The following is a 6,717-nucleotide window of genomic DNA, read 5'->3' as shown; positions in this document are numbered from 1 at the left end:
AAGAATTTGAGAAAGCTATGCAAAAGATCGATTATATCGTAAGTACCTCACCATTTCTCGGTGATACAGAGCTTTACTGTGATTTGATTCTACCTGATCATACATACTTAGAGAGGTTGGATCTCACAGAACACTATCCGGGCCTTGGCTTTCCACAGATAAGTGTAAGGCAACCGGTCGTCCAACCTTTATACAATACTATGAATTTCGGGGATCTTCTTATAACTCTCGCCCACAAGATTGGAGGGTCTGTCGAGAGATCTATACCTTGGAATTCTTATGAAGAGTATTTGAAGTTCAGAATTCAAAGGATTTGGGAGCGTAAAATAGGTAGGGTGGCTATGAAGCCATTAATCAACTTTAGAAGCTTCGATGAATTTTGGAGCGCTCTACTTAAGTATGGCTTCTGGAATAATCCTCCCTATAAGCACTTTTATGATTGGAGTTTTCAATTTAAAACACCTACTGGTAGATTCGAGTTCTATTCAAACACGTTAAGGAATGAATTGATGAAGTTTGTACGCGAAGTAGCGAGGAGGGAGCGTTTAGATGAAGAGAGTGCTCTTCTTATGTTGAAGAAGAGATGGGGGCTTAGCGGTGGTGATACATTTTTAATACATTATGAGCCTCCTCAATACATACCTAAAGAATCCTCAGCGAGTAAAGATGAATACCCATATCTCCTCATCTCCTTCAAGACGATGTTACATGCAGAGGGTAGAGGAGGTAATGTGCCATACCTTCAAGAGCTCCATGGATGGGTCTACCATAGAACCGCTTGGAAGACATGGATACAGATCAATCCGAAGGATGCGATCAAGCAGGGCATATATGATGGAGATATTGTATGGGTGGAGTCATCCAAAGGTAAGATCCGTGCAATAGCCAAAGTCTGTGAAGGTATCATGCCCGGTGTAGTCGCTATGCCCTTTGAACAGGGCCACTTAAGCTATGGGCGATGGGCGAGTGGTAGAGGTGCGAATCCGAATAAGATAATCTTAAATATGAAAGATAGTTTAGTAGGAACACCAGGATACTTCGGTACACGTGTTAAGGTCTACAAATCTAGTTGAGGTAAGGTGAGTAATCATGGTCAGATGGGGCATGGTGATCGATTTGGATAAATGTGTAGCATGTGGTGCTTGTGTTGTAGCCTGTAAGCAGCAGAATAATGTCCATCCATCTTTTGAAGAAGAGTATGATTCATTTAGAGTTACGAGATGGATGGATCTCTTAGTCATTAAGGAAGGCGAGTATCCTGATGCATATACTCTAGTGATCCCTAGACCATGTATGCAATGTCAGATTCCATTATGTGTGAAATTCTGCCCTGTCGGTGCAACTTATAAGCGCGATGATGGTATAACGATGCAAGATTACAATCGATGTATAGGCTGTAGAGCATGTATGGCAGGATGCCCTTACGATGTTAGAAGTTTTACATGGTTTGATTATTCAAAATTAAATCGCCCGAGCACATTGAAGTTATCTGAAAATCCAGATATAGACCCACCACCAAAAGGTATCGTTCATAAATGCATATTCTGCTACCCAAGGTTGGATAAACTCAAGTATTATTTAGAAAGGAAGGAAGGACCGAAGATCATTATGAATCGGGTGGGAGATTGGGAGGAAGAGGCTGAGTTAAAAGGTGTTGATAAATTGAATTACATTTGGGGTAAAGCGATAAATTTACTCATGTTAAAGCTTTTAGAGAGAGGTGACGATCAAATCGAAATTCAAGAACATTTTTGGGATGATTTTGAACCTAGTGATTTTCAATTCCTTCCAGCATGTGTTCAAACATGCCCCTCAAGAGCGATAATCTTTGGCGATTTAAGCGACTCTGAAAGTTTGGTATCAAAACTTTCTAAAGATACCAGAGCATTTCGCCTTTTAGAGGATAAAGGGACTATGCCTTATGTGATATACCTTACTCAAGAACGTAGAAAGATTTTGAGAGAGTGAGAATATGTCTAAAGAGATTATCAAAGAAAAATTAGCGAGACCGATCATTTATACTTCTAAAAGATACTATATAGCTATTACAATTGTGATGATTCCTATTTTATTAGCGATCTTTGCTTATTCTATACAATTGATTTTAGGTTTAGGTGTGACTGGGTTGAGTACTACGATCTTCTGGGGCATGTATATTTCTTCATTCGTCTTCTTCATAGGTATTAGTCATGCAGGTACACTAATCTCAGCAATCTTAAGAATTACAAAGGCTGAATGGAGAAAACCCATCACTCGTATGGCAGAGGCTATAACAGTTTTTGCGTTAATATTAGCAGTAGCACAAGTAATAATCTTTGATTTAGGTAGGCCAGATAGAATTTTACATGCTATAATCTTTGGTAGACTTCAATCACCTATGGTATGGGATCTCTTCTCGATAACCACGTATTTTATTGGAAGTGCAGTATTTTTGTATACAGCGATGGTTCCGGATTTTGCTCTCTTTTTAAATTATGAGAAGTTGCCTAGATGGAAAGCTAGAATGTACAGAGTCTTCTCATTGAATTGGAGAGGGACCGAAGAACAGTATGAGAGGTTGAGTAAAGCGATAAAGGTAATGGCGGCTTCTATAATACCTATCATGGTTACAGTTCATACTGTAGTCTCTTGGGTCTTTGCGATGAGTATTAAACCGGGTTGGCATAGTACAGTATTCGGTCCATACTTCGTAACAGGTGCGATATATTCAGGAATAGGTGCTGTAATTATCGTTGCATGGCTTTATCGCAAAATATTCCAAAGTGAAGAGTATATAAAGTATGAGCACTTCGCCTATCTCGGTTGGCTTCTTTTTAGCCTCGATCTCGCTTTAATCTATATGACTGCTAATCACATTGTGACCGATTATTATGGAGGCAAAGTGGAAGATGTAGCTTTGATAAATAGCCTTATGTTCGGAGAATGGGCACCTATCTTTTGGTTTTACATTATCATAAACATAGTTATCCCCTTAATTATCTTGCCTATTGTACTCCTTTACAAAAAATCATGGGTGATTAACGGAACATTTTTGGCATCGATTCTCGTTAATGTCGGAATGTATATAGAAAGATATTATATAGTGGCTTCAACTCTTTCAATAACACTCTTACCATATCCGATAGCTAGGTATACACCAACATGGGTTGAACTCTCAATACTCATTGGATCCTTATCCTTATTTGTTCTATTCTACTTAATCTTTATCAAAATCTTCCCGCCAATATCTGTATGGGAAGTTGAAGAGTTAGATACGATAAAATCTTCAAATATTGGCTTTAATCCATATAAAGCATCAAGAGTAACACCCTTAGCTTCAAGTATACCTATTTGGTTACTGATGGTGGTAATAAGTGCTTACTTCGTACTTCTTTATATAATCTCTAGAGCGATGATATCTCCAGTAAATACCCAAGAAGGTTTTATCGCTTTCAATCAAGCGTTTGTTATAGGCATAGGAAGCCTAGTGACGATTGCTTTGACTTGTGGCTGGATCGCAATAGGATACACTATATACCAACTATACAAGATCTCAAAGGTTTGATGGTGATTACCTTGATACCATTCGAAGAAATCGCTGCTCCTGCTATGGTTCTAATACATTTAGCTGCATTCTCAATAAGTGTTATACTTTGGCTTTTTGGTATGGCATTAACGATCACAATTAAGCAGAATATTGTAGATAGAGAAACAAAAGTATGGATCGCTTTAACATTTTTAGTAGGTTGGGTCATAGCTGTTATCGGACTCTTCACCGCAAGTCTTACATACCCTGCATTTAGAACATATGTAGATCCAGAACTTAGAGCTATTGATCCATTTACAGCACTTCTTTTCGATCTTAAAATATGGTCTATAGTGATTGGTTCATTAACAGGTGCAGGCACGATAGCTATAGCATGGGGTATGGAGAGTAAAAAAGAGGCCCGTATAACATTTATCTTAGCATTAATAACTATAATAATGATAATCTTGAGCGCATTGTTCGCTGTTTTAACAGGGGTGAAGGCTTACATCTAGTGGTGAAGAGTATGGAGATAATTAAGCATGATTTGGTAATAGTTGGTTCAGGATTGGCCGGTCTTAGAGCAGCGATCGAAGCTTCAAGATTTAGTAAAGGTAAACTCGATATAGCGATCGTAACTAAAACACAAGCTCTTCGCGCCCATTCCGTATGTGCAGAGGGAGGGACAGCTGGCGTGTTAAGAATTGAAGAAGGGGATAGTCTTGAACTTCATGAGTGGGATACTGTTAAAGGTGCAGACTTCCTTGCCGATCAGGATGCTGTAGAGCTCTTCGTTAAGCTCCTTCCGAATGAACTTATACAACTTGAACATTGGGGGATTTTATGGAGTAGAAGGGAGGATGGCAGAATTGATCAGAGACCTTTTGGAGGGCACAGCTTCCCAAGGGCTTGCTATGCTGGTGATTATACAGGCTTCGCTGAAATGCACACACTATACAATACACTTCAAAAGTATGATAATGTGAAGCTCTATGAAGAATGGTTTATGACCTCATTAATTATTGAACAAAATAGATTCAAAGGTATCACGGCTATTGAGATGAAGACTGGTAATATGTACGCAATAAAAGCAAAAGCGGGAATAATAGCAACGGGTGGTGCTGGAAGACTTTACAGCTTCACAACCTATTCACATACTACTACAGGCGATGGACAGGCTATGGCTTATAGAGCCGGCATACCTTTAAAGGATATGGAGTTTATTCAATTCCATCCTACAGGCTTGGTCCCTTCTGGTGTTTTGATTACTGAAGGAGCGAGGGGTGAAGGAGGTTATTTATTAAATAAGGAAGGGGAGCGATTTATGAAGAGATACGCACCAAAACTTATGGAGTTAGCGCCTAGAGATATCGTATCAAGAAGTATAATGACAGAGATTATTGAAGGGAGAGGATTTAAGAGACCGGATGGTTTAGATTACGTGCACCTTGATATTAGCCATCTCGGTCGTGAGAAGATTTTAGAAAGGCTCATGGCGATAAGAGAGTATGCGATAAGACTTAATGGTATAGATCCAATATATGAACCGATACCTGTAAGGCCTGCTACTCATTACACCATGGGTGGTATCCATACAGATACATATGGTGCAACACCTGTGCAGGGTTTATGGGCAGCTGGCGAGGTTGCATGTGTTAGTATTCATGGAGCGAATAGACTCGGTACTAACTCAACCGCTGAATGTTTAGTCTATGGCGCACTTACGGGTAGAGCTGCAGCCGAGTATGCTCTTTCTCAACATTCACAATCAAATATACCCTTAGATTTGGTTCAAATAGAAGAGAAGAGAATATTCGATGAAGTTTTGGGTAAAGAAGGTGGAGAGAATCCATTTGAGATTAGAGAAGAGTTAAGAAACCTTATGGATAAAAAGGTCGGTATCTTTAGAACCGAGAATGATCTTAAAGAAGCAGTAAGAGAGATTCGAAATTTGAAGATGCGCTTTAAGAATATCAAAGTTGAAGATAAGAGTAGAGCGTATAATACAAATATTACAGGGGTACTTGAAATCGAGTGTATGCTCGACTTGGCTGAAGTTGTTGCTCTAAGTGCTCTTGCTAGAACTGAGTCTCGAGGTGCTCATTATAGGCTCGATTATCCACACAGAGATGATGTGAATTGGTTAAAACATACATTAGCATACTATACACCCGAGGGGCCGAAGCTCGATTATATACCTGTAAGGATTACAAAATGGTTACCGATCGAGAGAAAGTATTGAGGTGAGGTTAGCATTGAATATTGAAAAGGAAAAGCACATCGTCGCTAAGTATCCTAAACGTTACAACTTAGAGAGATATATGTTCTTTATTCAAAGAACGACTGGTTTATTTTTAGTTGCTTACTTCTACATTCATATCTTTATCTATAATCAAAGGATCGATGCAACTCTCTGGGCAGCGATTAGAACTGCCTTTGGTAATCCGACGATTTATCCAGTAAGCCTTATCTTCGTAACACTTACTCTAATTCATGGAGCGAATGGTATAAGATTAATTCTCACCCAATTAGGGTATTTCATCGGAAAGCCCAAGCTACCCGTTTATCCTTACCCTCCATCATCGATCGGAAGGGCCCAAAGAGCCATCCTTTTCATTCTGATGGGTCTCGCCTCTACCTTCATAATAATAGCTTTGATAGAGTTTCTCTTCTTTGTGAGGTGAAAGCTTTGAGAGAATCGACACTCTGGATCGTCGAATTGATCGCTCTAATAGTAATGATAATTACACTACCTATCCATCTCGTCAACTTCTCAAGTTTAATAACGGGTCCGGGTTACGCTGTAGCTATGAGTTATGAAGAAGTCGTAGCGAGGGCTAAGAATTTGACATATGCCATTTCCTCTATATTGCTGCTGGGCGTTATAATATACCACTCGATGTATCGAGTGAGAAACATAATCTGTGAATTGCCTTTAAGTAAAAGATTTGAGAGGCTCGTTTCTCTATCATGTATACTCATCGGTTTAGTAGCATTTCTCTATAGTACTTATATGACGATCGTTGCATTTCTGGTGTGAGTAAGATGGATGTGACCTTTAAAATCCATAGATTCGATCCAAGCAAAGATTTAACACCATACTATAAAGAGTATAAAATAAAGATCGATAGAGGTACAACGGTCTTAGAGGCGCTTCTTTACATCAAAGAAAGATTGGATAACTCCTTAGCAATTAGATATTCATGTAGGAT

Annotated in this window: 7 protein-coding genes; all 7 read left to right on the top strand. The window is 39.1% G+C overall.

Annotation, left to right across the window (positions count from 1 at the left end; all coding sequences use genetic code 11):
• The coding region (locus tag NZ896_06290; protein ID MCS7117058.1) for a hypothetical protein at nt 1–1,073 on the top strand (1,073 nt) is incomplete at its 5' end.
• A 16-nt stretch (nt 1,074–1,089) separates the two neighbouring features.
• The gene (locus NZ896_06285; protein MCS7117057.1) at nt 1,090–1,968 is read left to right on the top strand and encodes a 4Fe-4S dicluster domain-containing protein; all 879 of its coding nucleotides are present in this window, start codon (nt 1,090–1,092) and stop codon (nt 1,966–1,968) included.
• 4 nt (nt 1,969–1,972) lie between these two features.
• Entirely contained in the window at nt 1,973–3,544 is a 1,572-nt protein-coding gene (nrfD, locus tag NZ896_06280) for a polysulfide reductase NrfD (GenBank protein ID MCS7117056.1), read from the top strand.
• A complete protein-coding gene (locus NZ896_06275; protein MCS7117055.1) occupies nt 3,544–4,020 on the top strand; it encodes a hypothetical protein in 477 nt (158 codons plus the stop codon). The genes nrfD and NZ896_06275 overlap by 1 nt, the downstream gene beginning before the upstream one ends.
• A gap of 11 nt (nt 4,021–4,031) precedes the next feature.
• The gene (locus NZ896_06270) at nt 4,032–5,747 is read left to right on the top strand and encodes a succinate dehydrogenase/fumarate reductase flavoprotein subunit (GenBank protein ID MCS7117054.1); all 1,716 of its coding nucleotides are present in this window, start codon (nt 4,032–4,034) and stop codon (nt 5,745–5,747) included.
• A 13-nt stretch (nt 5,748–5,760) separates the two neighbouring features.
• Nucleotides 5,761–6,189, top strand: a complete 429-nt coding sequence (locus NZ896_06265; protein MCS7117053.1) for a hypothetical protein — start codon at nt 5,761–5,763, stop codon at nt 6,187–6,189.
• A gap of 5 nt (nt 6,190–6,194) precedes the next feature.
• Nucleotides 6,195–6,545 carry a hypothetical protein gene (locus NZ896_06260; GenBank protein MCS7117052.1) on the top strand — a complete coding sequence of 117 codons (351 nt, stop codon included), beginning with the start codon at nt 6,195–6,197 and terminating at the stop codon, nt 6,543–6,545.
• Nucleotides 6,546–6,717 lie beyond the last annotated feature (172 nt).

It is taken from the genome of Nitrososphaerales archaeon (assembly GCA_025058425.1).
Taxonomy (GTDB): domain Archaea; phylum Thermoproteota; class Nitrososphaeria; order Nitrososphaerales; family JANXEG01; genus JANXEG01.
Note: the sequence above shows the minus strand (reverse complement) of the source record. Positions and strands in the feature narration are given on the sequence as shown.